The organism is Mesorhizobium sp. P3_A9, from assembly GCF_056402975.1.
This window is the reverse complement of the sequence record NZ_JBFUGJ010000766.1, coordinates 1-795: the sequence shown is the minus strand read 5'-3', so window position 1 is coordinate 795 and position 795 is coordinate 1. Positions and strand designations below refer to the sequence as shown.

2 protein-coding genes and 1 pseudogene are annotated in these 795 nt (G+C 60.5%); 2 read left to right on the top strand and 1 reads right to left on the bottom strand.

Going from position 1 to position 795, the window contains the following annotated elements; all coding sequences use genetic code 11:
• Together AC1DX0_RS36635 and AC1DX0_RS36630 are read left to right on the top strand one after the other, a co-directional pair.
• Window positions 1-183 (top strand): annotated as a pseudogene (locus AC1DX0_RS36635) (histidine kinase); the annotation flags it as partial.
• Complete coding sequence (locus AC1DX0_RS36630) at window positions 180-629, top strand: response regulator (RefSeq protein WP_477221978.1); 450 nt, start codon at window positions 180-182, stop codon at window positions 627-629. The pseudogene AC1DX0_RS36635 and the gene AC1DX0_RS36630, both read left to right, overlap by 4 nt.
• Window positions 630-633: 4 nt before the next feature.
• On the opposite strand, the gene AC1DX0_RS36625 is transcribed toward AC1DX0_RS36630, so the two are convergent.
• Window positions 634-795, bottom strand: a 162-nt coding sequence (locus tag AC1DX0_RS36625) for a dienelactone hydrolase family protein (protein ID WP_477359484.1), incomplete at its 5' end; no start/stop codon positions are given.

Below are 795 nucleotides of genomic sequence, written 5' to 3'. Positions count from 1 at the left end.
GAGGTGTCAGACGACGGTGTCGGCATGACCGATGCAAGTGGCGATGCGTCTTTCGGCATGCGGCTGATCAAGTCGCTCGCCCGCCAGTTGCAAGCCGATATCGAATGGCGCGACGCCGGACCCGGAACCAAGGTCGTGATCTCGATGCCGAACGAACCGCAGCAAAAAGGGAATGTGTCATGATTGAACCGCTCAAGGTCCTGATCGTCGAGGACGAAGCGCTGCTGGCCATGGAACTGGAAAGCCTTGTCGAAGAGGCCGGCCATAAGGTCGTCGGCTGGGCGACATCCTCGTCGGAGGCAAAGAGCATGGTTGAGTCCACGGATGCCGACATCGCCTTTGTCGACATCCACCTCACCGATGGCCCGACGGGCGTCGAGGTGGCCGAATATATCGGCCAGAAGAAGAGCTCGATGGTGGTGTTCATGACCGCCAATCCGAAGCGCATTCCCGATCATTTCGCCGGTGCGATCGGCGTCATCGCCAAGCCTTACACGATGAACGGGCTGACATCGGCTTTGCAGTACCTTCAGGAGGGCATGCGCCGCCCGCCGCCCGTTTCCACGCGGCCTGCCGGCTTCACCCTGTCGCCGGCCTTCGAAACTGTCTGGGCGCCGTCGGTCGCCTGACCGGCTATTTCAGCTTTTCCTTCAGGAAGGCGATCGTCCTGCCCCAGGCGAGATCGGCCGCCTTCTTGTCGTAGCGCGCCGCCGATGTGTCGTTGTTGAAGGCATGGTTGGCGCCTTCATAGACATAGACCGTATATTCGACATGCGCGGCATCGAGTTCCTTCTT